We start from the raw sequence: 26541 nt of genomic DNA, 5'->3' as shown, positions 1-26541 counted from the left end.
ATGAAACATATCATGCTGGTAGAAGATGAAGTTGAACTTGCGCAATTGGTGCGGGATTATCTAGAAGCGGCAGGCTTTGAAGTCAGTATGTTTCATGATGGTCAGGAAGCTTATGAGAGTTTTCAGCAACGTAAACCAAGTCTCATGGTTCTGGATTTGATGGTGCCACGTATGGATGGTCTTACCATCTGTCGTAAAGTGCGTGAACAAACAGATTTACCGATCATTATGGTGACTGCACGAACTGAAGAAATTGACCGCGTATTGGGACTAAACATGGGGGCTGATGATTATGTATGTAAACCATTTAGTCCGAAAGAACTGGTTGCACGTGTACAAGCTGTGTTGCGCCGTTTAGAACGCAAGGCTGAACCTGAAGCCAATGATTTATTCAGAATTGATAAAGCACAACAACGTATCTGGTATCAACAAAAATCGTTGAATTTAACACCAACCGAATTTCGTCTTTTAGAGCTTTTCCTCGAACATTTAGGTCAAGTCTACTCAAGAGCTCAACTTTTAGATCATATCAATCCAGACAGTTTTGATGTGGCTGACCGTGTTATTGATAGTCATATCAAGAACTTACGAAGAAAAATTTCGGAAGCTGCTGAAACAGGAAACCGCCATGAATGGGTACAAGCTGTTTATGGTGTAGGCTATCGTTTTGAATATCCAGAAGATTAAGTTTCCAGCATTTTTTAATTCACATTGTGGATAAACACAGGTTTATCCACAGATATTGTGGGTAAATGTGTACAAATGTTGAAATCAATGCTGAAAAAACAAGCATTTGAATGGAGTATAACTCACATATTGTGATGCAGATAAACAATTTGTATTGATCCGGCTGAGTCGTCAAATCGTTGAACATTCTTATGACTGGATCTGTTGATGGATTGCTAAAACCTGTTTTTGAGCTTTAGTCAGCGTTTTGCTGACCAATTCATAGGAAGTCTCGACCAAGTCCTGAATCAAATCGGCATGAATTTGATCGCCTTCATAAACCGAAATCCAGTGGCGTTTATTCATGTGATAACCTACTTTAATTGAGGGATACACATCTCTCAGCATTTCACCATGCTCAGGTTGAACCTTTAAATTAATGACTTTTTGACCATGCAATTCAAAACTTAACATAAACACTTTACCAAGCACTTTAAAGACAGGAATATCTTCACCAAATGGATAGTCTAATTCTGATTTTGGCAATTGAGTTGCAAAATTAAAAGCGATTTTCCGAATTTCATCACCAGTCATGATGTTCTCTTTTTAATTCAATTATGGGTAAATGCGAATCATTGTTCCATCATCCACAAGTTTCCAGATTTCATCCATATCAACATTTCTAACGGCAATGCAGCCCCATGTCCAGTCATTTCGAGGTAAATAATTCATTAAACTTGGCATTTTCTCGACCTGTGAAATGGTTGCAGAGCCGTGAATCATAATATCCCCCCCTGCGGAAACACCCAGATGTTTGGCTTGGACGAGATCTTGTTGATTTGGATAAGATACATGCAATGATTTATAAAAGGCGCTGTTGGGATTGCGCCAATCTAAAATATATTGCCCCTCAGGTGTTTTTCCATCCCCTTCCTGTACTTTATGACCTTGTGGGGTAAAACCTAAACGCATTGGATAGCTTTGAATTTTTTGATCATGATGCATCAATTGGACAATGCGAGCAGACTTATAAACTTTAACCTCTGTAATCGGGGTGTTTTGACGAATATGATTGATATCTTGCAGGGTTAAATTTTTGACATGGATTGCAGCAGTGGCTGTTGGAATAAATTGATTATATTTTTGATAAATCCATCCGCTCGTGATGATCAGGATTAAAACCGTACAAATTGAAAAGAGGTATTTTTTATTCATTGTAAAGTATAGATGTTGCAAAGCGATGTCTTGCCTAAATTTTACGCATTTTAAACCAGCACGTTGTAGCTGAATTGTGATTATTGATTTATCCTGTGGATAAACACATGGTTATCCACAGAAATTGTGGGTAAGTATGATTGTCCTCAATATATTTATGAAGAGCAACTTACCATGACTTCTGGTAAGTCGCTTGCTAAAGGCGCTAAATCTGCGGCGGTTTCTAAATCAAGCTGACGCTTAAAAGGTTGGCTTAATAATTTAAATAAACGGTCGACCTCAGAAAAATCATCTCGTTCAGCCTGTTCAATGGCTTTTTGAGCCATATGATTTCTCAAAATATAAACTGGATTGACTTGCTTCATCTCAGCATCCAATACATCTAGATCCTGATGTTCACGAATACTTTGGTATTGATTCAAAAATACTTCAAATTGATGGCGATCTAAGCAATCATCTTGAATGGCTTCATACTGCTTATTTTGTAAACGAATAAAACTGCCGGTATAGTCAAGTTGTTCACTTTGTAAAATTCTTAAAAAGCTCATTCCGCAGTCAAAACTGTCTTTGTGAAAGTCTGGCAGTCCAAGTTTTTGACAGAGGCCCTGTGTATAATGTTTTAGAAAAGTAGGTTCAAAATCTTCTAAACATTCAACCAAATCCTGTTTAAATTGTTCTTTTGTTTCGGGATGGGCAAGTGGAATTAAATTGTTCAACCAATTCCATAAGTTCCAATGTGCGATGCTGGGTTGGTTTTGATAAGTGTAACGTCCGTTATAATCACTGTGATTATTGATCCAGTTTGGGCGGAATCTTTCCATAAAACCATAAGGACCAAAATCGAGTGTCGAACCAGTAATATTTAAATTGTCAGTATTCATCACTCCATGCGCAAAGCCAACCAACTGCCATTTGGCAATCATGATGGCTGTATTTTGAATCACTTTGCGTGCAAAGGCCAAGATGTGATTTTCAGTTCCTGTTTTTTGAAGCGCTAAACACTCAGGGTAATGCCATTCAATACATTTTTGGGTAAATTCAGCCAGTAAATCTGGTTGGTATTGGTTGATCCATTCAAAATGACCTAAACGGATGTGACAATCAGAAGTACGTAACATCATTGCGCCGAGTTCGAGTTTCTCACGTTGAACACCTTGATTTGATGAGGTAAAACCTACGGCGTTACTAGAGGGGACACCAAGCGAATTCAAGGCATGACCTGCCAAATACTCACGGATGACGGAACGAAGTACAGCTCGACCATCGCCCATGCGAGAGTAGGGCGTAGAGCCCGCGCCTTTTAAATGCAGATCAATGGTTTGATGATGGCGATTGAGAATTTGCGCAATCAGCAAACCCCGACCATCACCCAGCTGACCAGCCCATTGACCAAACTGATGTCCTGCATAGACCATCGCTAAAGGATGGAATTCTGGGAATGTTTTTTGCCCACTGCAAATCTCGACCCACTGCGTTTTTTCCTCTTCAGACCATTGCAATTCATCAGCGAGTGCAAGATTAAAATGTCCTGCTTTGGCCCCCTGAAGTGGGTTGGGCATTTGCTCATGGTATAGTTTTGGATTCAACGTGGGATAACGAGGATTGAAGTACATAGCAGTTGATCGCAATGGATAAATCATGACTTGATCAATATAGCAAAATTTTAATGACATGGGCGAATGCCGACTGATTTAGTCAACAATAAATAATTTTGCGCCCAATGTGGTTGAGGAACGATGTGCTTCCGCTTGGTCTGCAACTTGATAACTCATACCTGCCGTTAAAGTAAATGTACGGCCATCTACAAGTTCGGTGTGTAACTCACCCTCTAAACAAAAAAGGATATGACCTTTCAAGCACCAGTGATCTGCCAGATATCCTGCAGAGTATTCGACCATTCGAACACGAATTTGATCAAATTGTTGAGTACGCCAAAGTGCAAAACCTTGTTCACCTTGGTGATGCGTGGTCGGAATCTCTGTCCAGTTGGTGATGCCAAAAGGGATGTTATTGATCTGCATGTCTGTTTCTCAGTTTGGAGTTAAATCACGAAAAAAATTAGGCAAAAGAAAAGCTCCAGTTGGAGCTTTTCTTTTGCTGAACGATGGATTAAGAAACCACGTTCTTTTTAATACCACGCATCAATGTTTCTAAGCGTTCACGATGGAAAGCCAACTTTTGTTCTACCAACTGGAAATCAACTTTAAGCTTGACATCCATTTGGTGGATTTTTTCAGCAACCGAGGCTTTTTTTGCTTGTAGTTCTTGCTCTTTTAAAGCCGCCCAATCGTTTAATGTATGGGTAAAGGCTTCATATTCTTGAGAGACTTTTTGTTTCATGGCTAAAATGTCAGCATTTACATTGTGACCGTAAATCGCTAAATCCTGTTCAGCATATTTAAACTTCATTGCTAATTCTGCTTTTTTAATATTAAAGCTTGGAATACGACGAAGATTTTTTGCTAAACCAATTTTAGAACAGGACCAGATCAACCATTTGGTTGGATCATATTGCCACCATTTCACGCCATTACGATAATCGTATTGGAAAATATGGTGGTAGTTATGATAACCCTCACCCCATGTCGCAATGGCAAGCAGGAAGTTATCACGTGCAGTATTTTCGTCTGTATAAGGACGTTTGCCCCACATATGACATAAAGAGTTGATAAAGAAGGTTACATGATGGCTGATGATTAAACGAAGTAAACCACCTAAGAGTAATACGCCCCACATGTCACCTACAGCCCAACCCAATGGGAGCAGAATGGCTGCGTGAACCGCAATGACCAATGGAATGTAATATTTGTCCTGGAACATCACCACTTTATCATTCAATAAGTCTGGTGCATTTTTGTAATTTGCTTCTGCAGCAGGGTAGTTGCGTAACATCCAGCCAATGTGTGCATACCAAAAGCCATTGTTAATTGAATATGGATCTTGATCAACATCATCGACATGACGGTGATGGGTACGGTGACCGGAAGCCCAGAACAAAATACTGTTTTGAACAGCAAATGTTCCCATAATCATCAAAATAATTTTAAGAGGTAAAGTCGCTTCATAAGCACGGTGTGCCCATAAGCGATGGTAACCCGCAGTAATGCCTAAACTACTGAGACCGAGTAAAACGAATAAACTAATCCAAGCTGCCATACTAAAATCATGATGGTAGGCATACAATGGAATCGCGATCAATGCCACAAGTGGTAGGAATACCAAGGCAAAAACACCGATCCAATTTATTGGGGCTTTGGGTAGGGGAGCATTCATCTCCAACAGCACTCCTAAGAACCTTCATTAGGTAAAAGTTAAACGCATAGCTTCAGCATTTTCTAGGCTATACTTTCAGGGATAGTATCATGGGCGAACATCTGTTCACTAGTATTAGTGTACATCTGTATTGTATAAAACAGTAACAGAATAAAACACAAATTCTAGCGGTTTGATCGAAAAAAATGAATGATTAAAAAGTCGTATTTCATTGTCACATATGTATAGAAGATTTTAGTCGCAATAATCGTTGTAGCTTCATAGTCTGTAGTGATTGAATAGTCGAAGTTTTGAGTTTAAGCGCTTTTAACACTGTAAACGAAAGCCGGTTTTGCATGTCTCATTTATTCTGAATTATTGCACCTGACCTAAAGCATTTTGCATCATTTTTGGAAAATCAGTAATTAATCCTTGGATGCCTAGATCGCGTAAATGCTGAGCACGTTGGATATCATTCACGGTCCAAACACTGATATTTAAACCTGCTGCTTGGGTTGCTTGAAGTATCGCATCGCTTGCCAACTGATTCATCCAGCCAATTTGGCAACAATCCAGTTCTAAAGCTTGTTCAATCGCCTGTTCTTGAATGTCCCTTTCGATCAGTAAACCACGTTTAAACTCAGATTGCTGCTGCTGTAAAACCTGATGTATTTTTAAATCAAAGCTGGTGATGACCGCAGTATGTTTAAAATCCTTAAGCTGTTGTTGTAATTCAATGGTCAGTTTTTCAGCATCTTCTAGACTTTCAACAGCCTTCACCTCGACTTCAATATGTTCAAAATCATGCATGATATTTAGACTTTGGCTTAAAGTCGGCGTGATTTGCTTTTCCCAATCCATCCATATGCTGGCTTGATTAAAAGGTGCCAGTTGTGTACTGTCTAAAGCATAAAGTGGTTGATCAATTCCTGTGGTTCTTAAGAAATTATCGTCATGCATAATAATCAGTGCATTATCTTTTAATTGTCGGACATCAAACTCGACCGCACGAATGCCCAAGTCATGAATATATTGAAAACCACCCAATGTGTTTTCAGGTGCTTCGCCACGTGCGCCACGATGTCCGATAATTTTCATAGAATGTACTCGATACTCAGATTATCGATCCCATCACATAAGCCTGATCGTTAGATCATTTTGACTCGTGATGAAATTTTAATCTTTAACTGAAAACTTGTGTTTTAGCCCTATTCCACTAATAGGGCTACACCTTGATCATACTGTCCAGAAACCATCAATGAATGATCAGTGATGTTTAAATTGTATCGTTGATGTTCTTTTGCCAAAGCACTTCACTGCCACCTTCTGCACGTTGAAGTGTACGTGAAGCAACAAACAACCAATCTGACAAACGATTGAGCAATTGTAAGGCTGTGGCTTGAATATTCTGGTCTCTGCTATGTACAGTCATGAGGCTACGTTCAGCACGACGACATACTGCACGTGCCTGATGAGCATAACTACATGCCAAGGTGCCTGAAGGAAGAATAAACTCTTTCAGCATCGGCAGGTCTTCGTTCATTCTATCAATTTCATTTTCTAGAAATTCCACACAAACAGGCTGTAGCAAGTTGTAATTGGGAATACATACTTCACCACCCAAATCAAACAGCCAGTGTTGAACTAAACTGAGCGATTTGTCCCAATCTCCTTTATCCGTGATATCACTGATTGAAATTTGTGAACGTAATACACCGACAATTGAATTCAGCTCATCCACATCACCTAAAGCGGTAATACGTAAGTCATCTTTGGGTACACGAGAGCCATCTCCTAAACCAGTTGTTCCTGAATCACCTGTACGGGTGTAAATTTTACTTAAGCGATGTCCCATGATTTTGTCCTGGATTTAAATGAAAAGCTAAAGAATAAAAAAGGATAATGTCGGTCAAAACATTATCCATAAACTGCGCTGTTTTAGATATTTTTTTGAGTCTAACTTTTAGTAACGGAAAGTTACCCCCACTGAAGCTTGACGCCCACTATTGATATACCAATCTTGTGATGGATAATTATTGAAAACTTCACGATATTCAACATCACCCACATTTTGAATGTTGGTAAAAACTTTAACATTCGGTGTTGCATTCCAATAAGCATTTAAGTCCACAGTTGCATAACCAGGGACACGAGTTTTATTGGCGGCATCTGCATAAGCTTTCGCTCGTGCAATGAGTGAAGCACTAATACCATAAGTTGTATTTTCTAAACCAGTGGTAAGCGTTAAAGTCTGGCGAGGACGATAAGCAATTTCATTGCCATCTTTATTGTTCTCTGTTTTTACATAAGCGTATGCAGTAGAGAGAAATAAATCATCTTGATGCCATTTAACTTCAGCTTCGCCGCCAGTAAATTTAGCTTGATCAACATTCTCATTACCCGCAGGATAATTGTAAATAATCAAATTTTTGATTTTAGTATGATAAGCAGAAATATTTGTGCTGATGTTTGATGTTAAATCATAATCAAAACCAAGTTCATAAGATGTACTTTCTTCTGGCTTTAACTTCTCATTTCCACCCCATTGCGAATATAACTCATTTAAGGTTGGTGCACGGAAAGCACTACCAATATTGGCATATACACTTGCATTCGGTAAGAAGTGATAACGTACGGCACCTTGTCCTACAGTATGCGTACCAAAACGTTCATTATCTTCTACACGAATACCAGCCTGGGTATCAAACAACTCATTTTTAAATTGATGCTGTAAATAATAGCCAGTGCTATTCACACTTTGGTCATTTTTTAGAATCGTATTACTTTTATAATTTGCATCGTTGTATGTTGCACCCACCAAAATATTTTGATTTGGTGTAAATTTCCATTTTAAGTTTAAATCGCCCTGATTATTCTCAGTGTTGTAATGCGATGCATAAGCTGGAACATTTTGTTTGTCTTGAACATTCGAATATTGTGCATTTACAATTAGTTCAGGCAAAATATTATAAGCGACTTTTGCATTGATCACACGATTTTCAAATTCACGTGGTGATGTGTTGACAATGTAGTCATTACTAAAAATATTTGTACCTTTGTTTTCACTGATTGATGCATAAGCGTCAACGACATCTTCTTGTGAATAACCAAATTTTGCATTGTAGCCTTTTTGATCAAAGCTAGCTTTTTCATTTTTTGGCTGACTTTCAAAAATACGTGTACCGTCGCTTTCTAAACGCTGTCCACCAACTTGTGCATAAAAGCCTTGATCAGTCACTAGGTCTGCTTTTGCAATGGCTTTGTAAGTATTATTTTCACCGTAGATGCCTGTTAATTCAGCACCAGATTTAACTGGTTTTTTTGAAATGAGCTGAACAACCCCACCGATGGCATCACTGCCATATTGAACCGAAGCTGGACCTTTTAAAATTTCAATCTGTTGAACATCCGTTGTATCCAAGAACGCAGGATATAAAGGCCCAAGTTCATTTTGACTATTTAGACGAGCGCCGTCTTTTAAAACCAATGTATGTACTGCTTTAGTGCCACGAAGTGCAATTTCTGAAACTTGTCCAATACCACCACTTTGCTTAATGTAAACAGCAGGATCTCTTTGGATGACATCTGAAACATTCAGTAATGGGTTTTGTTCAATTGTTTTTTGATCAATTACAGTAAGTCGAACAGGAATATTTTTTAGACTTTCTTCGGAACGAGTGGCTGTCACAACAATCGGTGACAAGGATGCTGTCGAATTAGAAGTCTGGTCTTGCTGTTCAGCAAATGCAGTAGAAGATAACCCCATCGCAAAAGCGACAGCACCTACAAGTGCAGTAGGTTTAAAAATAACAGACATGATATGCTCCATACATTCACTCCCCGTGAATGATTGAGTTTAAGGGCACAACAAGCTGGTATCCGGACTTAAATATAGAATCTGAAACGATTCAGATTATTCCACCTTCCCACAAAACATTGCAGTGGTGTAAGTCAGTTGACTTATAAAGAATAATATTTTCATTTTACCGTTGCGGGGGCAGTGTTGGATTTGCACCAACTTCCCAAAGCCTTAAGCTAGACTTGTTGCATTTGTGTGCAGTATAAAGTTTGTTAAGTGTATAAACAATGTAAAACAGATAATCCTATATAACTTTAACGCAAGTGAATAAATTTGCTTTACAATGATTTGTCCAAAATATTGAAAAAATCAGTTTGATCTGAACAAATTCGAGTTCAAAACTATGCGTACCCGTGCCAAAATTTGTGGAATTACACGACCACAGGATATTCATGCTGCTGTAAATGCAGGTGTGGATGCGATTGGTTTTGTGTTTTATAAACCCAGCCCTCGTTACGTGACAATTGAACTGGCGCAACAACTCGCACAACTCATTCCACCATATATCAATATTGTAGGCTTGTTTGTGAATGCCAGTGCAGATGAAATTGCTGAAGTCTTGGCGTCTGTCCCTTTAGATATTATTCAATTTCATGGGGATGAAACTGCACAGCAATGCCAACAGATTGCCCAATACAATAAGCGTCGTTGGTATAAGGCAATTCAGATCAAACCTGATGCAGAACATTCCGAAATTATTGCGACAATTCGACCATATCAACAGGCAGGCGCGAGTGCTATGCTTCTAGATGCATGGCATCCTGACTTGAAAGGGGGAACAGGGCACAGTTTTGACTGGTCACAATTCCCTAAACTTGATATTCCTTTGATTTTGGCAGGTGGTTTAAAGCCTGAAAATGTTGAAAACGCCATACAAACGACTCAAGCCTATGCAGTCGATGTGAGCGGAGGCGTAGAATCCGCAAAAGGTATTAAAGACCAACAACTCGTAGAACGATTTATGCAAGGAGTCCAACGTGGATCAGCAAAGTAATCAACAAAATAGTGTGATTGACTATACCCAATTCCCGGATCAAAACGGGCATTTTGGTATCCATGGCGGACGTTTTGTGTCAGAAACTTTAATGGCAGCTTTAGAGGATTTAGAGAAGCTCTATTTCCGCATGAAGAATGATGCTCAGTTTTTGGCAGAATTCGACCGTGATCTCGCTTATTATGTAGGACGTCCTAGTCCTTTGTACTATGCTGAACGATGGTCGAAAGAGTTGGGTGGTGCGCAGATCTATCTTAAACGTGAAGACTTGAATCATACAGGCTCACACAAGGTCAACAATACAATTGGTCAGGCATTGTTGGCAAAGCTTTCGGGTAAAAAACGTATTATTGCTGAAACAGGTGCAGGGCAACATGGTGTTGCAACAGCGACAATCGCAGCACGTTTAGGTCTTGAATGTGTTGTCTTCATGGGCGCTGAAGATGTGAAACGTCAAGCGATGAATGTCTATCGCATGCGTTTGCTTGGGGCGACTGTTGTTCCCGTAGAGAGCGGTTCTAAAACACTGAAAGATGCCATGAATGAAGCAATGCGTGATTGGGTGACCAATGTAGACTCGACTTATTATGTGATTGGTACAGTTGCGGGTCCACATCCATATCCTCAATTGGTACGTGATTTCCAATCGATTATTGGTCGTGAAGCACGCCAACAAATTCAACAGCAGGCAGGTCGTTTACCTGATGCCCTGGTGGCATGTGTGGGCGGTGGCTCAAATGCCATGGGCTTGTTCTACCCATTCTTAAATGATCCTGATGTGAAAATGTATGGCGTTGAAGCTGCTGGTCTTGGTGTGGAAACGGGTAAACATTCAGCACCACTCAATGCAGGACATGTCGGTGTTCTACATGGTAACAGAACTTATCTGATGTCTGATGAACAGGGTCAAATTATTGAAACTCACTCTATTTCAGCAGGCTTGGATTATCCTGGCGTAGGACCTGAACATAGTTTCCTGAAAGATATGCATCGGGTAAATTATGTACCAATTAACGATACGGAAGCTTTACAAGGTTTCCGTGATTTGACCCATATTGAAGGAATTATTCCTGCATTGGAAAGTTCACATGCGATGGCTTATGTCACCAAACTGGCACCAACGATGTCAAAAGATCAAATTATTATTGCAACCGTATCAGGTCGTGGGGATAAAGATTTAATGACTGTGGCGCGTATTGATGGTGTGGAAATGGTGGAAATGTAATTCATCATTTTTATTTGGAAAGCCTCTTTTATAAGGGGCTTTTTTATATCTTGATGGTAAGCACCCTATACACAGTATTTGGAATTTGCGCTATTTTGCGAAAAATCTACTAAAAATAAAAGATTATGTTGGTTATGCATTTTTTACAAAAAGTTCGGGCTGAAAATTTCCCTGAAAAAATTATCTGGGGATGGAAAGATACTTTTGCCGTTTCTATTCTCCCATTGATTGTTATAAATGGTCTTATTTTAGAAAAAATATTTGGAATCTCGATTGCTGTCAGTTTGGGAGATGCTATTTTTCGCGGACTGTTGTTTATTTCAGTGTGTTACCTATATAAAGATATGTTGCTTACACATTGGCAAAAGTATCAACAGACCTTTTGGCGTTCAAGTATATGGGTTGTGGTGGGTGCAATATTATTACAAGTGGTCATCTCACTTACACGTCAATTTCTTCCTCTGGGTGAGAGACAAGAAGAGAGACCGTATATTGAACCTGAACAGATCGCTTTTCTGAGTTTGCTGATCATCAGCTTTGGACCTTTATTCACCGCACTTTTAGAAGATATCGTGTTCCGCTACACCTTATTACAAAAATTATTTATTCAGCCGTGGTTATGGCGCATGGTCTTGATCATGCTGAATTCGATTTTATTTGGTTTGATTCATTATCATAATTTTGATGGGAACTTGGTTGCAACGATCAGCTTTATGAGTGCGGGATTATTTTTAAACTTGATTTATTTATGGACAAGAAATATATGGCATGTATTACTCATTCATTTTCTCAATAATGCGGTATTATCTTTAGGCGGCGTTTTATTATTAAAATTTATTCAAACATTCACTTAATTGTTCAGTAATTGCATATGTCTAGTTTATTTATCGTGATGTTGGGTGGTCGTCATGCACGTGCCAATATGGAAGTCCATGATGTGGTTTTGGCTGTTGGAGACACACTCGAAGAAATTTATCCCCAATTAAAAAATGCTTGGTTTGGTGAACAACAAGGTTTGCACATTGATGCTTGGCAAAAGCTACAAGTTATTGAGTTTGAAAATAAGAAATACCATATTCGTTTTAGTGATGCTCAACCGAATCTATCGGATGCCAAACTGTGGTTAATTAACTTGGGTGGTTATGATGCGCATGAATTTGGCGAGTTGCATCGATATGTTCTGGTGGTTGCTCGGGATGGCATTGAAGCAAAAAACAAAGGTAAACAATATTTTGCCAGCCATTGGCAAAAGCAACACACAGATCGGGTTTTAGATATTGATGATTGTCTCGCGATTGATCATGTACATGGTCGCTATGTTGAACTCATTGAAGTAGATAGGAAAACAGATTTGAGTCAATTCTGTGAAAATAAGTGGGAAAATACTTACTTGACGATTTAGCTGAATCAATCAGATTTGAGCAGTGAAAAGGGCGTAGTATTTCAACCTTAAAAGATTAAGAGTCACTTAATCAGAAACAAATGATATAAATCATTGCATTGTTCTCTCATAAGCTCCATGTTCATACAACAGAATCTCCGCAATGTTGAGCATGTGACTGCATACAATGAGAACTCAAACAAAACACTGTGGAGTGTAGGCAATGAGCGGATTATTGGATGAGTTGGGTAAAATTGCAGGCGCTGTAATTGCAGAGCAAGGGGTTGATAAATTAGATCCTGATGCTGGATTTTTGGAAAAAGCGGCAGGTGCATTTGCAGGTTATGAAGCTGCAAAAATTGCTGAAAATAAATTGGAGAATGATACTGATCAGCAAAACTCGGATGACCAGTCCTAAATTTGTTGTTTTAAGTCTCAATAGCGGATTGAATCCAAGAGATGATCACATGTTTAACGAGAGTATTTGAAGCATTTCATTGTTAATCTAACTTTAATCAGTTGAAAAAGAGCATAGAACATATGCTCTTTTTTATTATCTTAAATAAAGATAAGCAATGAAGAAAAACATCAATTGCCTCATAAAGATTAAGATTCTAGGCGAAGTCTTGCCAATTCAATCATTGCGGGATGCTTATCAATAAAACCGCTATAAAATATGGAAAAAAAGCATTTCTTTGATAGATCAATACTCGTTATATTGTGCATCGTTATAATGAAACTACTAGCTGTACGCCATGTATTTATATACTGATTTTGATCAGCAACTGATCAACGAACGTGTTGCACAATTCCGTGATCAAACGGAACGTTATTTAGCTGGAAAACTCACTGAAGATGAGTATCGTCCATTACGCTTGCAAAATGGTTTATACGTGCAACGTTATGCGCCAATGTTACGTATTGCTGTCCCTTACGGTTTAATGAATTCTAAACAATTACGCAAAGTTGCTGAACTTGCCAAAGAATACGACCGTGGCTATGCGCATGTTTCAACACGTCAGAATATTCAGTTTAACTGGCCTGCACTGGAAAATGTGCCAGATATGCTTGAAGGTCTTGCTTCCGTTCAAATGCATGCCATCCAAACTTCGGGGAACTGTATCCGTAATACAACTACGGACCAATATGCAGGTGTTGTGGCTGGAGAAATAGCAGATCCACGTCCAACCTGTGAATTGATCCGTCAATGGTCGACATTCCATCCTGAATTTGCCTTCTTACCACGTAAATTCAAAATTGCAGTGTCTGCACTTGAAGAAGTTGATCGCGCTGCAACTTCATTTCATGATATCGGTGTGTATTTAACTCGAAATGAAGCAGGTGAACTGGGCTATAAAATCAAAGTCGGTGGCGGTTTAGGACGTACACCGATTATTGGTTCTATGATTCGTGAATGGTTGCCGCGTGAAGATTTAATTGCATATTTGGAAGCAGTTCTTCGGGTTTATAACTTACATGGTCGTCGTGATAATAAATACAAAGCACGTATTAAAATTTTGGTGAAAGCATTAACACCTGAAGTGTTTGCTGAGAAAGTTGAAGCTGAGTTTGCTGAAACGATTAAGACGTTAAAGATACAACCTGAAATCTTGGAAAAGTTAGATCAGGAATTTACACCGTTTGATTATCAAAATTATGCGGATGAAGACTTTAGCGCCTTATTTGCTGAACATCCAAAATTCAAGCATTGGTTTAATATCAATACCAATGCGCATAAAGTGACAGGTTACCGTATTGTCACCATTTCGCTGAAACGTGCAGGTATTGCCCCTGGCGATATGACTGTTGAAGAAATGAATTTGATTGCAGATCTTGCAGACAAATATACGTTCGGTGAATTGCGTACTACTCACGAACAAAATATTTCTTTAGTAGACGTTCCGCAAAAAGATTTATTTGAATTATGGCAAATTCTTGAAAAGAACAATTTGGCTCGTGCACATATTGGCTTTATTACCGATATTATTTGCTGCCCAGGTGGTGACTTCTGTTCTTTGGCAAATGCAAAATCAATTCCAATTTCTGAGGCGATTACACGTCGTTTCGATGACTTGGATACGGTTTATAATCTAGGTCATATTGACTTGAATATTTCAGGCTGTATGAATGCTTGTGGTCACCATCATGTCGGTAATATCGGTATTTTAGGTGTAGATAAAAAAGGTGCAGAATTCTACCAAATTACTTTGGGCGGAAATGCCGATCATGATGCTTCAATTGGTGACATTTTAGGACCATCATTTGCCGCAGAAGCTGTTCCTGATATTATTGATGAAATTTTAAACACTTATCTCGATCTTCGTAATGAAGGTGAAGCGTTTATTGAAACTTATCGCCGTGTCGGCATTAAACCATTCAAGGAGCGTGCATATGCTTAATACCGCACTTCAAGTCCTCTCTAAAGATGGCTCTATTGCAGACAATACTTATCAACTTATTGGTGAGGATGGGGTATTGCCTCAAGGTGATGTGTTATTAACAGTTGAGCAGTTAGATCAGCTTAGCAATGTCACAGGTAAAAAAGCGCTATTGATCACAGTGGATGCTTCTCCTGAAACCCACCAGTTTCCACTTGATCAGTTAGATGCCATCTTTATTGACTTTGCAGGCTTTAATGATGGTCGTGGTTATTCCTTTGCTGCGTTATTACGTCGCCAAGGTTACCAAGGCGAGCTTCGTGCAACAGGTGATGTATTTAAAGACGTGTTGAATTATATGAAGCGTTCAGGTTTTGATACCTTTGTGATCAAAGAGGGTAAAGATATTCAGGAAGCTGCTGCTGGTCTAGGTGATTTTACCCACCCTTATCAAGCCTCTACAGCAGTACCGAAAGCGCATTATCAAACTGGTGCTTGATTGTTTTAGGCACTGATTTTGAAATAAAAAGCCGGACTTAAGTTCGGCTTTTTTGTGGATGATTGATTGAATCATTAAGCATGAATGCTTTCATGACGGCTAAAACTATGGTCAAAGTTAAATCAGGAATTTAAATTGATCGTTGCATATTTGCAATGTTGTATGCTGTAAAAGTCGCTGTTTTACTAGTTGAAAGATCACATAATCAAATAAAGATTTCTTATGGTGAACGAAATGCTCAGTCAAACAACAGGTGATTTATCGTTACTCAAAGGTTGGAATGCAACTTTACCGAATACTGAAGTCATGCCTGTACTGTTTCTTGGGCATGGCTCTCCGATGAATGCCATTCAAACCAATGATTTTACGCGTTCGTGGAATCGTATTGGCGCTGAAATGGAGACACAACCGGCAGCAATTTTATGTATTTCTGCGCATTGGCTAACACAGGGTGTTACAGCAGTGACTGCCATGCAGCAACCAAAAACGATTCATGATTTTGGTGGCTTTCCTCAAGCATTATTTGATATGCAATATCCTGCCTCAGGAAATAAAGCACTGGTTGAAGAAACAACTGCTGCGATTCATCGTGTTGAAGTTCATCATGATCATACGTGGGGTTTGGATCATGGAACATGGGCAGTGTTATGCCATGTCTTTCCACAAGCCAATATTCCCGTCGTACAGTTGAGTATCGACTACAGTCAGGGCGCACAATATCATTATGATTTGGCAAAAGAATTGGCCCAATTGCGACGTAAAGGTGTTTTGATTGTTGCCAGTGGTAATTTGGTCCATAACCTTAGAAAAGTTGCTTTTGACAAATTTGATGGTCACTTTGGTTATGATTGGGCTTTAGAAGCAGATGCAAAAATGAAAAACTTCTTGTTAACCCATAATCATCAAGCATTGATTGATTGGCAAAAGCAGGGTCCTGAATTTTTATTGTCGATTCCAACACCAGATCACTATTATCCAATGTTATATGCTTTAGGTTTGCAGGAAGAGAACGATCAGCTGAGTATTTTTAATGATCAGGCTGTAGCAGGTTCTTTGACCATGACATCATTTAGATTGGATCAAGCTTAATTTTAAATGTGGGACTTAAAAAGGTGAATTTAAATATTCACCTTTTGATTTATTCAAAGATTCTACTGGCTGTTGAGATTGACTCAAGATAAAATTTGTCGATGATGATTTGAACTAAAACGACAATGTCTTTCTTACTTGCAAAAATTAATCCTGGGGTCTTTTGGCTGTTAATCGCAATTGCGACGGATGTTTTATCCACATTTTATTCTGCTAAAGGGAATGGTTTGGTCAATAAATTTGATCAAGGGATTGCTCTAGTCTTATATATCATTTCTTTTGCATGTGCTGCTTATGCGTTGAAATTTATGCAAGCCGGAATTCTATATGTTCTATGGTCAGGGCTTGGTGTGATTGCCACTGCTTTATTAGCCAAGGCATTTTTAGGTCAAAATATTGATTTAGCAGGTTGGGTCGGGATTGCTTTTATTACCATCGGCTTAACGATTATTGCGCAATTTTCGAATATTGATGTCTGAAGTTTAACAATGGCTTAGACATCAATGACTGAATGCAAAATTAAAATAAAGGCGACTGAATAAACTTATAGAAAAATGCTGTACCTAGTGAGGGTTCTAAAAGTAATGGGAATAAGAAACCATAGATTGCACCTGTAATATGAGCACGATGATCAATCAGTGGTGAATGTCCAGAGCGAATCGCATACATGCTGTAGCACAAATATATGGTTCCAAAAATAATCGCAGGAACAGGTAAAATATAGATATAGATCATGCCCCACGGATTAAACAAGATCGAACTAAATAGTACCGCATTGACTGCACCTGAAGCACCTAAACTTCGATAAGAGTTTAAACTCCGATTGTGTAAATAACTCGGAATGGCAGCAATGATAATGGCACTACAATAAAATAGAACAAAACCCATACCGCTTAAATAGCCACGGAAAAACCATTCAATATTTCGTCCAAAGAAATATAGGGTAAACATGTTAAAAAATAAATGCATACCATCATTGTGAATGAAACCATGGGTTAAGAAACGATCATATTGACCGTGTTTAATTGCTGAAATATTGAAAATCAGACGATTCATCACATGACGCTGTTGCCAAGCAAGGATAGAGATTGCAATCGTGATTAAAATAATCAGAAGTGTATGGGTTAGCCCTGTGATCATATTTATTGTAAATGATGTCGTTTTCTTAAGTGAACTATAGCCTATATCATGCTGAATCAATAGGCTATAATTTTAATGAAATGATCAAACCTCAGAGAGTTGACAGTTTACCATCCAGCGAATGCCAAACTGGTCAGTGAAAGCGCCATATAGCGCACCCCAAAACGTTTTTTCCAAAGCCATTTCAATCTGACCATTGGCAGACAGGGCTGTAAACAGTCGTTGAGCTTCATCCACTTCATGAGCTTCTAAATTAATTGAAATATAATGATTTGTACCTTTGCTGAAAGGGGCACCATTTGGTGAGCAGAACTGTTCAGTGGTATCCGAGCCCATTAATACGGTAAAGTCATTAATCGGCAAAGAAACATGCAAAATATAGTTTTTTTCTTGTTCTGGTACTTGGACATCGGGCAATTCTGAATAACGTTTTAAAAAAGAAAAATCACCACCAAAAACTGATTTGTAAAAGTTAAAAGCAGCTTCTGTTTGTCCTTTAAAGTTTAAATAATGATTGAGTTGCATTGTGGCTGTCCATTTTGTTGTTTTGAAGTGATTAATTTATCAGCTCATTGTTTAAAACTTGATGAAGGTTTTGTAATTGGACATATTCATCATGAAGAATAAATATGCCCATTGAGCTTTAAAGCTGTTTATCTTGTTTTTGTTCTAACTTTAAATCTTGTTGATTTGCATAGCTGTCAAGCTCTTCATTTTGCAGTGGTTCATTTGGATTTGGACGATCCACAAAACCAATTTTAGGCACAGGAATCTCAATCTGATTTTCCACAAAGCGATTGCGGATCAGCTCATGGATTTCATCTTTTACCTGTAGATAATTGGCTTGCATACACCAGAGTGCAAATAAAATTTCAATGGATGATTCACCAAATGCAGACACAGTCACACGGGGTTTTGGATCTGCCAAAACCAATGGATAATCGTTGGCGACCTCGATCAATACTTCACGGACTTTATTGATATTTTCATTGAAATTAATCGCGACCGTAATCGACAACCGTCGTATCGGAAATTTTGATAGATTATGTACTGGTGCCCGAATCAATTGCTCATTGGGTAAGCGTACATACACATTGTCCATGGTTAAAAGCTTCACTGACAAAAGGTCAATGGAAATCACTTCACCTTCGATGGTATGCCCACGAATCAGGGTAATTTGAATGGTATCACCAACTTCAAAAGAGCCTTCACCAATTAAAAATAATCCACTGATCAAGTTGGATGCAGAAGTTTGCGAAGCAAAACCCAGTGCTACGGTCAAAATCCCTGCTGCACCTAAAAATACACTGAGTTTAAATCCTGCTTCTTTTAAACTGGCGATCACAAACAGCAAGAAAATAAAATAAAAAATACCTCTGCGCCACACCAAACGTTGATGTGCATTAAAGCGTGCCCCAATAGTTCGAATAAAAGTATTGGAAATAACTCGCGCAAGTACAAAGCCAACAAAACAGAGAATCAGCGCAACTGCAATTTCACTTAAACGATCCAAATTTACATTGGTAAAAATGCCTTTTAAGCTGTCCGCGATATCTTTGGGAATATTGGATTGAGCCATCTTTTACCTTATCCCTTAGAAAAATGAATCAAACATGTTAAATAATGCACCACCTGGTGAACGTGGTGGATGAACATAGATCACTTCTCCAGCCAGTGGTGGAGTACGATTTTCAATTCTAACGCGAGCAGGGCGATCATTGCCTTCATAAATGACCTTAATTTGTGAGGTCCACAAACGCCCTGTACTTTCACTATAGAATAAAGGCAGTGCTGGAACAGGCACATTCATCCGGTCAAAGCGCAATTGATGACTGCTTACATTGTGAAAATCAATCGGGGTAACAGCACGGAAAGCACGAGGACGCAGTAAATTCAATTCTGTACGACCATCGACTGAGGTTGCATAGCACATTTCACCTGTACGATGATCTGGACCAAACCATGTATCCTTAGGCAAAATCACAGGAATATCAAATAGTGGCTCTTTTTGAGCTTGAACAAAACCTGAGATCCATAAAGGGGTACTGATATACAGCGTACCACGTTGTCCAGCGGGGATATAAATAGGATCGACAGGACGGATTACCACAGAACGGTCAGCCAATCGGGGCATTAACTGAAATGTTTTATGGGTTTCTCTAAACATGTAGCGCTCAACATGTACAGGTTCAGGAAAGCCAAAATTCACATCATGAATTTTATGCCATTGCTGTTCATAGTCATACTGAAAATGTGGGCGATAGTATTCTAAACGCCATTCTTGTAAACCACGTGTAATGCGCATCATCATTGAACCAAATTGCCATGCTTTGGATTGGTGCAATTCGAAATTTTGTTCTCCCCACCATTTTAAATCCGGGAGTTCTGGTTCAAGATGGTCTTTCTTTTTAGACAAAAGTGTTCATCCTATTCATAAAATCATTAACAAACAGACTTCACGCTGTCATGTGCATAGAGTACACTCAAAGCAATTTAAATGATTAATATAAGTTGTAATGCAAGTTCTTAAACAATTACAAATACCATATAGTTTTGCAAAACGGCATGGAGTGCTGTTGCGTTATGAAGGTGATCAAGTTTTTATTGTTCGCCGTCAGGATACCGCACAAATTGCGATTCAGGAAGCACGTCGTTATCTTGGTCGTGTTGCACAGCATCAATTATGCAATGAAACTGAATTTAATCAAATGCTCAGTTCAAGCTATGCAGGTGAAACAGGTGAGTCACAGCAAGTTGCAGCTGGACTGGAAGATCATCCAGATTTATTAAGCCTTGCCGACCAAGTCCCTGAAACGGAAGATTTGATGGATCAGGAGGATGATGCACCTATCGTCCGACTGATCAATGCCTTGTTGTCAGAAGCTATTCGTGTGGGTGCATCTGATATTCATATTGAAGCGTTTGAAAAGAAACTATCTGTGCGTTTGCGTGTTGATGGGCAATTGCGTGAGATCGTACAACCACGTCGAGAACTTGCACCGTTGTTGGTTTCACGTATCAAAGTGATGGCTAAATTGGACATTGCTGAAAAGCGTATTCCGCAAGATGGTCGTATTTCTCTACGTCTCGCTGGGCGTGAGGTGGATGTTCGTGTATCCACATTGCCGTCATCTCATGGTGAGCGTGTGGTGATGCGTTTACTGGATAAGCAGGCTGGACGCTTGAACATGACGCATTTGGGGCTGATGAAAAGCGATTATGAACGCCTAACTCAATTGGTTCACCGTCCACATGGCATCATTTTGGTCACGGGACCAACAGGTTCTGGTAAAACAACAACTTTATATGCCGCACTTTCCGATTTGAATGATGGTTCAAAAAATATTCTGACCGCTGAAGATCCAATCGAATATCAACTTGAGGGTATTGGGCAAACCCAAGTCAACACCAAAGTGGATATGACTTTTGCCCGTGCACTCAAGGCAATGCTTCGCCAAGACCCAGATGTGGTGATGGTGGGCGAAATTCGTGACTTGGAAACCGCAGAAATTGCAGTACAAGCCTCTTTAACCGGTCATTTGGTTTTATCTACACTGCATACCAACACTGCAATTGGCGCGGTAACACGTTTGAAGGATATGGGAATTGAACCATTCTTATTATCCAGTTCACTGATTGGTGTGATTGCACAGCGCCTGGTTCGGACACTATGTGCTCATTGCCATACATGGCGTGAAGCAGATGATTTTGAAAAAGATGTATTTAAACCTGTCAGCTTGGAATCAGATCTAAAGTTACCTGTGCCAAACGGTTGTGATTATTGTTCACATACCGGTTTTACAGGACGTACTGCGATTTATGAGATTGTTCCGATTGATGAGCAAATGCGTCGTTTAATCCATGGCAACGCAGCTGAATATGAACTTGAAGAATATGCACGTAAAGATGCCGGCTCAATTCGTGATGATGGTTTACGTAAAGTACTGGCAGGTAAAACGACCATGGAAGAGGTTTTACGTGTGACCAATGAAGCGGCTGAGTAGTTGAAAATTATTGATCTATGTGGTCTGTATGATCTTCAATCTATCCTACTCATATAAAGTTAACCCCGAAATATAAAGATACTTGCCCTACTTAAAAAGAATATTTATTTTAAGTAGGGGATCATGCCATTAAACAATTACATTCAATGTCACATCAATATTGCCACGAGTCGCATTTGAATATGGGCAAACAATATGAGCAGCATCGACTAACTTCTGTGCTTCTTCTTGTTCTAGACCTTCTAAATGAATGTTTAAAGTCACTTGAATACCAAAGCCAGTAGGAATAGGACCAATACCTACATCACCTTCGATATAAACCTCAGGGGTAATTTTTAAATGATCACGGTTAGCAACAAACTTCATTGCGCCTAAGAAACATGCTGAATAACCTGCCGCAAAAAGTTGTTCTGGATTGGTTCCGCCACCCGCACCACCCATTTCTTTTGGAACGGCCAGTTTAACATCTAAAATTCCATCTGATGATGTTGCACGACCATCACGACCACCTGTTGCTTTTGCATGTGCTGTATAAACCACTTTTTCTAAAGACATTGGAGACTTCCTTTGATTGTGTTCAAATATATCGTATACGATATAATTATTTAAACAAGTAGCTTTTGTGTAAAATTGAATAAAAAATTATTTTGAAATGTTGTCGCGTAATGTTGACAGAAGTCCTTTAAGCTCAGTCAGGGTATCTAAATTACATTCGCTGGCTTGAGCGATTTGTAGTGGGATATCAACAGCTTTCAATTTTAACTGCTGTCCTTGAGTGGTTAGGCTAATGATTACTTGACGTTCATCGAGTGTAGAACGCTCCCGATTAAGCAAACCGTGGCTTTGTAATTTTTTAAGCAGAGGGGTAAGTGTAGATGATTCTAGAAATAGTTTTTCACCTATTTCAGAGACAGTTAAACCATCCTTTTCCCAAAGCACAAGCATCACTAAGTACTGTGGATAGGTTAAGCCCAATGGTGCAAGTATTTTTCGATAGAGTTGGTTTAATGCTAAGTTTGTAGAATAAACAAGAAAGCAAACTTGATGATCAAGATTTAAATGTGAATAGTCTTGTTGCATGCTTGTCTCATAGGATATGACTCACACGAAGTATAACGCTGTTTTGTCATATTCATAAAATAAAGTCATTTGGGAAAATATTAAAGTGAAATCAATTGACGATGTTGCATAAGCGGCATTGAAGCACGTATAGCGTCTTGTTCAGCTAAATCAAAAGGTACGGTAAGCAGTTGAGCGCCCTCTTGATTTGTTATTGCTAAAATTTGACCACGACTGTTGGTGGCTCCAGCATGTCCCCATGTCTGACGTTTCTCACCATGCCAACCCTGTTGGGCTGCACCTAAAACTTGGCATTGACTGTCCATCGCACGTGCTTGCAGCAATAACTGCCAATGCATTTCACCCGTGGTATAGGTAAATGCAGCAGGCGCTGTCAAAATATTTGCACCTTGTGATCTCAAAGTAAGAGCAAGCTCAGGAAAACGCAGGTCATAGCACACCATCAAGCCGATATTGCCAAAAGGTGTTTTTGCAACGACAACCTCATTGCCTGGCTCAAAGAATTTTGATTCTTGATAGCCACCTACAGCATCGCCCACTTGAACATCAAACAAGTGAATTTTGTCATAGCGCGCCTCAGTACGTTCAGGACTAATACATAAACTGACTGTACGTACACGACCATCTTCAATGACCGAACCATCAGGACGAAACGGGCAAGGTAATGTCCCCGCGACAATCCATATTTGATATCGGAGTGCTAAATGTTCCAGACGCTTTTGAATCTCTTCAAAGCGCGCTGCTGTTTCTCGTTGCTTTCCTGCCGCGAAACAGACAAAGTTTTCTGGAAAAACAATCAAAGATGCACCATCGGCTTTACTTTGTTGTATCAATGACTCAATCACACTGAAGTTGGCTTCAATGTCATTTTGAGAATTCATTTGAACAACAGAAAGTAAAGTCATGTGCTATCCCTAATCACAACAATTTTGAAAAGATTAAGCGTTTTGCTGATTTGAAGATACACATTCCATTGTATCTTGTTGCTTTTCAAGTTGTTTCACTAATGGCTCGAACATATTTTGATTGTTTTCATTGAGCTTCATTAAGGTTTTGTGTGCATCGAGAACGGTACACAACATGGTGCTGTGATTCACATTGTCGTCAATCAAAGCTTTTGTACATACATGCGGATCACCACAATAGTTTAAGATGACAAAGACCTGCCCTAAGCCCATACTATTGGCTAGAGTAGTGATGTCTGGATTTGTAGATAGCATGACGGCTTGGATGTGGTGTACTTGTTTTAACTTTAAACCAAGTTTTGCAAGTATTCCAAGAACAGTACTATCAATAAATGTGGTTTGGGTTAAATCAACAATCGCGCCAATGACGTTTTCCTGTTGTTCAATCCTTGCCAAAAGTTTGTCTAAACTAATACAAGATTGGGCTCGCACTTCACCAATAAGTTTGAAAATATGCGTTCCATTCAAGCTTGCATATTCAACATGACCTGTTGACATATAAATGCCATTTGCAGAGAAGGATAGGAAAATTATCACATAGCGCAAGTCTATACTCAAGCGTTTGCATATCAGTTAATAGTCTAATTAGTTATATGTATTTGATTATAATGTTAATTCATTCTGCGAAGACTGAGGATGGCAATGTCATCTGCGACGTGATCTGGCGCACGGAATGATTGATTTTGCAAATGATAGACCAATTGAGCGAATTGTTCATTCAAGCCACCAGAAAAAGGTTCAAGCGCACCATCAGAACAAATAATGAACCGCGCATGTTTGTTTAAGGTAGATTCAAATTCTTCTACTTCTAAATCCTCAGTAAGTCCTAGAGGAAAGCTGCTGGTATTTAAGACACGAGGTGCTTGATTAGGCTCAAAAATGATGGGGGGCGGATAATGTCCTGCACTTGACCACTTCAATGTATGTGTCTCAATGTTGAGAATTCCTGCCAGCATGGTGATGTGTTTTTCAATATTCTCTTGGACAAGCATTCCATTCAGTTTCTTGATTAACTCTCTTGGTGTTTTTGAACGCCCGTGAAAAGCAGCCATCCATGAGGTCAACAGTGAACTGGTTACACCATGACCAGAAACATCAGCCAAATAGAACATGATTTCTTTATCACTGATTTTCCAGTAATCATACCAATCACCAGACAAGTAAGCGGAAGGCTGAAAAAGCGTTTCTACTTTATAGTTTTGCAGGTCTATTGGATTAGGAAGCAGTTTTTTTTGTAATTCTGCTGCTGAAGGGAGGTCACGACTGTCTTGGTTACGCTTATATTGAGCATCTATTTTTAATAGAGAATCTTCAAGATTCTCAGGAAGCTTTGTCCAGATCCAACCAGCAAGTGCACCCAGTTCCCAAGCTTGAGAAAGTTCGGCACCCTCATTCTCTTGAGCAATGACAATTGTTGGCAGTGCCCACTGATATTCTAAAAAATCATGTACATCGGCTATGGCAATTCTGGTCGGATCATAACGATGAATCTCTTCAATGGTAATCATCTGCAAGCTAGGAAGCGTGTTTAATACCTGCTCTAAACTTGAAATCTGGCGACTGGGTTGAATGAAATACATAGAAGAAATGAATGATCCTTAATCAATATAGAAAGTGATATCCACTAGATTTACTATAGATAACACCACATTGCTAGTAAAACTGATGAGATTACTAGCAAATAAGTTTAACAAAATATTGTGATTATTTGTCTGCGCCTGTATCAGATGAATCATCAATATCATCGTCATCACCAACAAAAGAAACCGCTTCCGCTCCACCACCTTTTTTCTCGGCGATTTGGAAGGCCAAGCGTTGTAGATAGATATCACGGATTGCTGAATAACGGTCACCTTGCAATACATTTTCAACATCTAATAGTTTCGAGCGGGTATTAATCCCACCTACAACACGATTTCCCCAAATTAAACCTGTTTGATGATTATCATCCATTGGGTAGCTGAGTGGATTCGCATAGCTCTCGGCAACATAGTCTACGGAGTGACGAAGTGTACTTGGGCCTAAGACAGGTAACATCAGATAAGGACCACTGGGTACACCATAATAGCCCAATGTCGTTCCTAAACTTTCTTCTTCAGTGGCTAAACCCAAACGAGTTGCAGGATCAGCCAAGCCTAAAGAGGTAACTGTATTAATGGTAAAACGACCTAATGATTTTGCCGCACGGCTAAAGCGTCCTTGGGCAAGTTGGTTTACCGCATTCCACGGTTCACTTAAGTTTTTACGAAATAGACTATAAGAAGAGCGCACATCTTCAGGAACTTTTTGCTTATATTGAACTGCCACTGGTCGAGCGACATTGCGGTCGATCATATCGTTAAATGCATAAATTTCACGATTTAATGGTTGTAGAGGATCTTTTACAGCATCTGGCTGAGCAGCATTTGCATTTACTTTTAAATCATTTTTTGTAATGTTCTTCAGCTCTTTAAGTGCTTCAATTCTCGGATGCTTGGACATTGCTGGATCAGAAGAATTCTCTTGAGACAACTTATCGGCTGAAACAGAGTCAACAGCATTGTCAGAATTTTCTTGAGTAGATAATTCTTCTTGAGCAAATCCATGGCTCGTCAGACCAATGCTGAGTAAACAAGCCCAAATTACGTGATAAGGACGCATAGAATTCCTTGAAATATTCTTAAAGTAAAAATAGTCGATAATAATATTAAAGACACTTTCGTATTCTAACAGTAGTTATTGCATATGTATTAAAGCAAATTTGATTAAAAAATGTGAATAAATATGATTAATGGATGATATTTATACAAACAAT

Annotated in this window: 29 protein-coding genes and 1 riboswitch; of the genes, 11 read left to right on the top strand and 18 right to left on the bottom strand. The window is 39.1% G+C overall.

What is annotated here, in order from left to right; translation table 11 throughout:
- Entirely contained in the window at positions 1-687 is a 687-nt protein-coding gene (locus IMO47_RS06870) for a response regulator (protein ID WP_004824972.1), read from the top strand.
- A 189-nt stretch (positions 688-876) separates the two neighbouring features.
- On the opposite strand, the gene IMO47_RS06865 is transcribed toward IMO47_RS06870, so the two are convergent.
- From IMO47_RS06865 to IMO47_RS06830, 8 genes are all read right to left on the bottom strand, one after another.
- Complete coding sequence (locus tag IMO47_RS06865) at positions 877-1260, bottom strand: MmcQ/YjbR family DNA-binding protein (protein WP_196077115.1); 384 nt, start codon at positions 1258-1260, stop codon at positions 877-879.
- Positions 1261-1281: 21 nt separating this feature from the next.
- Positions 1282-1881, bottom strand: coding sequence for a L,D-transpeptidase family protein (locus IMO47_RS06860; RefSeq protein WP_196077114.1), 600 nt, complete (start codon positions 1879-1881; stop codon positions 1282-1284).
- A 155-nt stretch (positions 1882-2036) separates the two neighbouring features.
- Positions 2037-3494: a protein adenylyltransferase SelO family protein gene (locus IMO47_RS06855; RefSeq protein ID WP_196077158.1), complete on the bottom strand. Its 1458-nt coding sequence runs from the start codon at positions 3492-3494 to the stop codon at positions 2037-2039.
- A 78-nt stretch (positions 3495-3572) separates the two neighbouring features.
- Complete coding sequence (locus IMO47_RS06850; RefSeq protein ID WP_196077113.1) at positions 3573-3902, bottom strand: DHCW motif cupin fold protein; 330 nt, start codon at positions 3900-3902, stop codon at positions 3573-3575.
- Positions 3903-3990: 88 nt separating this feature from the next.
- Positions 3991-5154 carry an acyl-CoA desaturase gene (locus IMO47_RS06845; RefSeq protein WP_196077112.1) on the bottom strand — a complete coding sequence of 388 codons (1164 nt, stop codon included), beginning with the start codon at positions 5152-5154 and terminating at the stop codon, positions 3991-3993.
- Positions 5155-5508: 354 nt separating this feature from the next.
- Positions 5509-6231: a glycerophosphodiester phosphodiesterase gene (locus tag IMO47_RS06840; protein ID WP_196077111.1), complete on the bottom strand. Its 723-nt coding sequence runs from the start codon at positions 6229-6231 to the stop codon at positions 5509-5511.
- 178 nt (positions 6232-6409) lie between these two features.
- Positions 6410-6988 carry a cob(I)yrinic acid a,c-diamide adenosyltransferase gene (locus IMO47_RS06835; protein WP_196077110.1) on the bottom strand — a complete coding sequence of 193 codons (579 nt, stop codon included), beginning with the start codon at positions 6986-6988 and terminating at the stop codon, positions 6410-6412.
- Between the two features lie 108 nt (positions 6989-7096).
- Positions 7097-8962, bottom strand: coding sequence for a TonB-dependent receptor (locus IMO47_RS06830; protein ID WP_196077109.1), 1866 nt, complete (start codon positions 8960-8962; stop codon positions 7097-7099).
- Positions 8963-8985: 23 nt separating this feature from the next.
- A riboswitch (cobalamin riboswitch) is annotated at positions 8986-9193 on the bottom strand.
- 142 nt (positions 9194-9335) lie between these two features.
- Here IMO47_RS06830 and IMO47_RS06825 point away from each other — a divergent pair.
- From IMO47_RS06825 to IMO47_RS06785, 9 genes are all read left to right on the top strand, one after another.
- Positions 9336-9986 carry a phosphoribosylanthranilate isomerase gene (locus IMO47_RS06825; protein WP_196077108.1) on the top strand — a complete coding sequence of 217 codons (651 nt, stop codon included), beginning with the start codon at positions 9336-9338 and terminating at the stop codon, positions 9984-9986.
- Entirely contained in the window at positions 9970-11211 is a 1242-nt protein-coding gene (gene trpB / locus IMO47_RS06820; RefSeq protein WP_196077107.1) for a tryptophan synthase subunit beta, read from the top strand. Before IMO47_RS06825 ends, trpB begins: the two co-directional genes overlap by 17 nt.
- 134 nt (positions 11212-11345) lie before the next feature.
- Positions 11346-12065 carry a type II CAAX endopeptidase family protein gene (locus tag IMO47_RS06815; protein ID WP_196077106.1) on the top strand — a complete coding sequence of 240 codons (720 nt, stop codon included), beginning with the start codon at positions 11346-11348 and terminating at the stop codon, positions 12063-12065.
- A gap of 17 nt (positions 12066-12082) precedes the next feature.
- Positions 12083-12613: a DUF1543 domain-containing protein gene (locus IMO47_RS06810; protein WP_196077105.1), complete on the top strand. Its 531-nt coding sequence runs from the start codon at positions 12083-12085 to the stop codon at positions 12611-12613.
- Between the two features lie 202 nt (positions 12614-12815).
- Complete coding sequence (locus IMO47_RS06805; RefSeq protein WP_196077104.1) at positions 12816-13010, top strand: hypothetical protein; 195 nt, start codon at positions 12816-12818, stop codon at positions 13008-13010.
- A 337-nt stretch (positions 13011-13347) separates the two neighbouring features.
- The gene (locus tag IMO47_RS06800; protein WP_196077103.1) at positions 13348-14991 is read left to right on the top strand and encodes a nitrite/sulfite reductase; all 1644 of its coding nucleotides are present in this window, start codon (positions 13348-13350) and stop codon (positions 14989-14991) included.
- Complete coding sequence (locus tag IMO47_RS06795; protein ID WP_196077102.1) at positions 14984-15469, top strand: DUF934 domain-containing protein; 486 nt, start codon at positions 14984-14986, stop codon at positions 15467-15469. The genes IMO47_RS06800 and IMO47_RS06795 overlap by 8 nt, the downstream gene beginning before the upstream one ends.
- Before the next feature lie 222 nt (positions 15470-15691).
- Positions 15692-16558: a 4,5-DOPA dioxygenase extradiol gene (ygiD, locus tag IMO47_RS06790; RefSeq protein WP_196077101.1), complete on the top strand. Its 867-nt coding sequence runs from the start codon at positions 15692-15694 to the stop codon at positions 16556-16558.
- Positions 16559-16683: 125 nt separating this feature from the next.
- A complete protein-coding gene (locus IMO47_RS06785) occupies positions 16684-17037 on the top strand; it encodes an SMR family transporter (protein ID WP_196077100.1) in 354 nt (117 codons plus the stop codon).
- Positions 17038-17077: 40 nt separating this feature from the next.
- On the opposite strand, the gene IMO47_RS06780 is transcribed toward IMO47_RS06785, so the two are convergent.
- The 4 genes from IMO47_RS06780 to IMO47_RS06765 form a co-directional block, all read right to left on the bottom strand.
- A complete protein-coding gene (locus IMO47_RS06780; protein ID WP_196077099.1) occupies positions 17078-17698 on the bottom strand; it encodes a rhomboid family intramembrane serine protease in 621 nt (206 codons plus the stop codon).
- Positions 17699-17782: 84 nt separating this feature from the next.
- Positions 17783-18223, bottom strand: coding sequence for a VOC family protein (locus tag IMO47_RS06775; protein WP_196077098.1), 441 nt, complete (start codon positions 18221-18223; stop codon positions 17783-17785).
- Between the two features lie 118 nt (positions 18224-18341).
- Positions 18342-19277 (bottom strand): mechanosensitive ion channel family protein, encoded by a 936-nt coding sequence (locus tag IMO47_RS06770; protein ID WP_196077097.1) that lies wholly within the window; start codon positions 19275-19277, stop codon positions 18342-18344.
- Positions 19278-19292: 15 nt separating this feature from the next.
- The gene (locus IMO47_RS06765) at positions 19293-20114 is read right to left on the bottom strand and encodes a hypothetical protein (protein WP_196077096.1); all 822 of its coding nucleotides are present in this window, start codon (positions 20112-20114) and stop codon (positions 19293-19295) included.
- Positions 20115-20214: 100 nt separating this feature from the next.
- Here IMO47_RS06765 and gspE point away from each other — a divergent pair, with 100 nt between their 5' ends.
- Positions 20215-21702, top strand: a complete 1488-nt coding sequence (gspE, locus tag IMO47_RS06760; protein WP_196077095.1) for a type II secretion system ATPase GspE — start codon at positions 20215-20217, stop codon at positions 21700-21702.
- A 129-nt stretch (positions 21703-21831) separates the two neighbouring features.
- On the opposite strand, the gene IMO47_RS06755 is transcribed toward gspE, so the two are convergent.
- The 6 genes from IMO47_RS06755 to IMO47_RS06730 all read right to left on the bottom strand — a co-directional run bounded on the left by IMO47_RS06755 (position 21832) and on the right by IMO47_RS06730 (position 26387).
- The gene (locus IMO47_RS06755; protein WP_196077094.1) at positions 21832-22257 is read right to left on the bottom strand and encodes an organic hydroperoxide resistance protein; all 426 of its coding nucleotides are present in this window, start codon (positions 22255-22257) and stop codon (positions 21832-21834) included.
- A gap of 87 nt (positions 22258-22344) precedes the next feature.
- Positions 22345-22782 carry a MarR family transcriptional regulator gene (locus tag IMO47_RS06750; RefSeq protein WP_196077093.1) on the bottom strand — a complete coding sequence of 146 codons (438 nt, stop codon included), beginning with the start codon at positions 22780-22782 and terminating at the stop codon, positions 22345-22347.
- 80 nt (positions 22783-22862) lie between these two features.
- Positions 22863-23687: a carbon-nitrogen hydrolase family protein gene (locus IMO47_RS06745; protein WP_196077092.1), complete on the bottom strand. Its 825-nt coding sequence runs from the start codon at positions 23685-23687 to the stop codon at positions 22863-22865.
- A gap of 33 nt (positions 23688-23720) precedes the next feature.
- A complete protein-coding gene (gene gigB, locus IMO47_RS06740) occupies positions 23721-24245 on the bottom strand; it encodes an anti-anti-sigma factor GigB (protein WP_196077091.1) in 525 nt (174 codons plus the stop codon).
- A gap of 113 nt (positions 24246-24358) precedes the next feature.
- Positions 24359-25327: an RsbU family protein phosphatase GigA gene (gigA, locus tag IMO47_RS06735; protein WP_196077090.1), complete on the bottom strand. Its 969-nt coding sequence runs from the start codon at positions 25325-25327 to the stop codon at positions 24359-24361.
- A gap of 124 nt (positions 25328-25451) precedes the next feature.
- Positions 25452-26387 carry a VacJ family lipoprotein gene (locus tag IMO47_RS06730; protein ID WP_196077089.1) on the bottom strand — a complete coding sequence of 312 codons (936 nt, stop codon included), beginning with the start codon at positions 26385-26387 and terminating at the stop codon, positions 25452-25454.
- Positions 26388-26541: the final 154 nt, after the last annotated feature.

It is taken from the genome of Acinetobacter sp. Res13-Abat-PEC15-P4-01, from assembly GCF_015676285.1.
GTDB lineage: Bacteria > Pseudomonadota > Gammaproteobacteria > Pseudomonadales > Moraxellaceae > Acinetobacter > Acinetobacter nematophilus.
The sequence above is the reverse complement of the archived record's forward strand: the minus strand, read 5'-3'. Positions and strand labels throughout refer to the sequence as shown.

Coding starts and splice junctions, on each gene's coding strand:
- IMO47_RS06870 (WP_004824972.1), top strand. CDS start 1: ATGAAACATATCATGCTGGTAGAAGATGAAGTTGAACTTGCGCAATTG.
- IMO47_RS06865 (WP_196077115.1), bottom strand. CDS start 1,260: ATGACTGGTGATGAAATTCGGAAAATCGCTTTTAATTTTGCAACTCAA.
- IMO47_RS06860 (WP_196077114.1), bottom strand. CDS start 1,881: ATGAATAAAAAATACCTCTTTTCAATTTGTACGGTTTTAATCCTGATC.
- IMO47_RS06855 (WP_196077158.1), bottom strand. CDS start 3,494: ATGTACTTCAATCCTCGTTATCCCACGTTGAATCCAAAACTATACCAT.
- IMO47_RS06850 (WP_196077113.1), bottom strand. CDS start 3,902: ATGCAGATCAATAACATCCCTTTTGGCATCACCAACTGGACAGAGATT.
- IMO47_RS06845 (WP_196077112.1), bottom strand. CDS start 5,154: ATGAATGCTCCCCTACCCAAAGCCCCAATAAATTGGATCGGTGTTTTT.
- IMO47_RS06840 (WP_196077111.1), bottom strand. CDS start 6,231: ATGAAAATTATCGGACATCGTGGCGCACGTGGCGAAGCACCTGAAAAC.
- IMO47_RS06835 (WP_196077110.1), bottom strand. CDS start 6,988: ATGGGACATCGCTTAAGTAAAATTTACACCCGTACAGGTGATTCAGGA.
- IMO47_RS06830 (WP_196077109.1), bottom strand. CDS start 8,962: ATGGAGCATATCATGTCTGTTATTTTTAAACCTACTGCACTTGTAGGT.
- IMO47_RS06825 (WP_196077108.1), top strand. CDS start 9,336: ATGCGTACCCGTGCCAAAATTTGTGGAATTACACGACCACAGGATATT.
- IMO47_RS06815 (WP_196077106.1), top strand. CDS start 11,346: ATGCATTTTTTACAAAAAGTTCGGGCTGAAAATTTCCCTGAAAAAATT.
- IMO47_RS06810 (WP_196077105.1), top strand. CDS start 12,083: ATGTCTAGTTTATTTATCGTGATGTTGGGTGGTCGTCATGCACGTGCC.
- IMO47_RS06805 (WP_196077104.1), top strand. CDS start 12,816: ATGAGCGGATTATTGGATGAGTTGGGTAAAATTGCAGGCGCTGTAATT.
- IMO47_RS06800 (WP_196077103.1), top strand. CDS start 13,348: ATGTATTTATATACTGATTTTGATCAGCAACTGATCAACGAACGTGTT.
- IMO47_RS06795 (WP_196077102.1), top strand. CDS start 14,984: ATGCTTAATACCGCACTTCAAGTCCTCTCTAAAGATGGCTCTATTGCA.
- ygiD (WP_196077101.1), top strand. CDS start 15,692: ATGGTGAACGAAATGCTCAGTCAAACAACAGGTGATTTATCGTTACTC.
- IMO47_RS06785 (WP_196077100.1), top strand. CDS start 16,684: ATGTCTTTCTTACTTGCAAAAATTAATCCTGGGGTCTTTTGGCTGTTA.
- IMO47_RS06780 (WP_196077099.1), bottom strand. CDS start 17,698: ATGATCACAGGGCTAACCCATACACTTCTGATTATTTTAATCACGATT.
- IMO47_RS06775 (WP_196077098.1), bottom strand. CDS start 18,223: ATGCAACTCAATCATTATTTAAACTTTAAAGGACAAACAGAAGCTGCT.
- IMO47_RS06770 (WP_196077097.1), bottom strand. CDS start 19,277: ATGGCTCAATCCAATATTCCCAAAGATATCGCGGACAGCTTAAAAGGC.
- gspE (WP_196077095.1), top strand. CDS start 20,215: ATGCAAGTTCTTAAACAATTACAAATACCATATAGTTTTGCAAAACGG.
- IMO47_RS06755 (WP_196077094.1), bottom strand. CDS start 22,257: ATGTCTTTAGAAAAAGTGGTTTATACAGCACATGCAAAAGCAACAGGT.
- IMO47_RS06750 (WP_196077093.1), bottom strand. CDS start 22,782: ATGCAACAAGACTATTCACATTTAAATCTTGATCATCAAGTTTGCTTT.
- IMO47_RS06745 (WP_196077092.1), bottom strand. CDS start 23,687: ATGACTTTACTTTCTGTTGTTCAAATGAATTCTCAAAATGACATTGAA.
- gigB (WP_196077091.1), bottom strand. CDS start 24,245: ATGTCAACAGGTCATGTTGAATATGCAAGCTTGAATGGAACGCATATT.
- gigA (WP_196077090.1), bottom strand. CDS start 25,327: ATGTATTTCATTCAACCCAGTCGCCAGATTTCAAGTTTAGAGCAGGTA.
- IMO47_RS06730 (WP_196077089.1), bottom strand. CDS start 26,387: ATGCGTCCTTATCACGTAATTTGGGCTTGTTTACTCAGCATTGGTCTG.